The 1,368-nt window shown below is 54.7% G+C and carries 1 rRNA gene; it reads right to left on the bottom strand.

What is annotated here, in order from left to right:
- Nucleotide 1: 1 nt before the first annotated feature.
- Nucleotides 2-1,368, bottom strand: a 23S ribosomal RNA gene (locus tag AC3WTP_RS23270); the annotation flags it as partial.

Raw genomic sequence — 1,368 nt, 5'->3', positions numbered from 1 at the left:
TTAGGATAAGCCCTCGACCGATTAGTATTCGTCAGCTCCACACATTGCTGTGCTTCCACCCCGAACCTATCTACCTCGTCGTCTTCAAGGGGTCTTACCATTGCTGTGGGAAATCTCATCTTGAGGGGGGCTTCACGCTTAGATGCTTTCAGCGTTTATCCCTTCCGTACTTAGCTACCCAGCTATGCCTCTGGCGAGACAACTGGTACACCAGCGGTACGTCCATCCCGGTCCTCTCGTACTAAGGACAGCTCCTCTCAAATTTCCTACGCCCGCGACAGATAGGGACCGAACTGTCTCACGACGTTCTGAACCCAGCTCGCGTACCGCTTTAATGGGCGAACAGCCCAACCCTTGGGACCTACTTCAGCCCCAGGATGCGATGAGCCGACATCGAGGTGCCAAACCTCCCCGTCGATGTGGACTCTTGGGGGAGATAAGCCTGTTATCCCCAGGGTAGCTTTTATCCGTTGAGCGATGGCCCTTCCATGCGGAACCACCGGATCACTAAGCCCGACTTTCGTCCCTGCTCGACTTGTAGGTCTCGCAGTCAAGCTCCCTTATGCCTTTGCACTCTTCGAATGATTTCCAACCATTCTGAGGGAACCTTGGGGCGCCTCCGTTACTCTTTAGGAGGCGACCGCCCCAGTCAAACTGCCCACCTGACACTGTCCCCGAACCGGTTTACGGTCCTAGGTTAGAACTCCGATACGATCAGGGTGGTATCCCAACGATGCCTCCACCGATGCTGGCGCACCGGCTTCCTAGGCTCCCACCTATCCTGTACAGACCGTACCAAAGTCCAATATCAAGCTACAGTAAAGCTCCATGGGGTCTTTCCGTCTTGTCGCGGGTAACCTGCATCTTCACAGGTATTAAAATTTCACCGGATCTCTCGTTGAGACAGCGCCCAAGTCGTTACGCCATTCGTGCGGGTCAGAATTTACCTGACAAGGAATTTCGCTACCTTAGGACCGTTATAGTTACGGCCGCCGTTTACTGGGGCTTCGGTTCATAGCTTCGCCTTGCGGCTAACCACTCCCCTTAACCTTCCAGCACCGGGCAGGCGTCAGCCCGTATACTTCGCCTTGCGGCTTCGCACAGACCTGTGTTTTTGCTAAACAGTCGCTTGGGCCTTTTCACTGCGGCCCCCTCGTGCTATTCACACTACCGGGGCACCCCTTCTCCCGAAGTTACGGGGTCATTTTGCCGAGTTCCTTAACGAGAGTTCTTCCGAGCGCCTTAGAATACTCATCTCACCTACCTGTGTCGGTTTGCGGTACGGGCACCATCACCTGGCTAGAGGCTTTTCTCGGCAGCCTGAACTCAAGACCTTCGGTACTATAATTTTCCCTCCCCATCACAGCC

It is taken from the genome of Paenibacillus sp. EB106-04-04-XG159 (genome assembly GCF_058791835.1).
The sequence above is the reverse complement of the archived record's forward strand: the minus strand, read 5'-3'. Positions and strand labels throughout refer to the sequence as shown.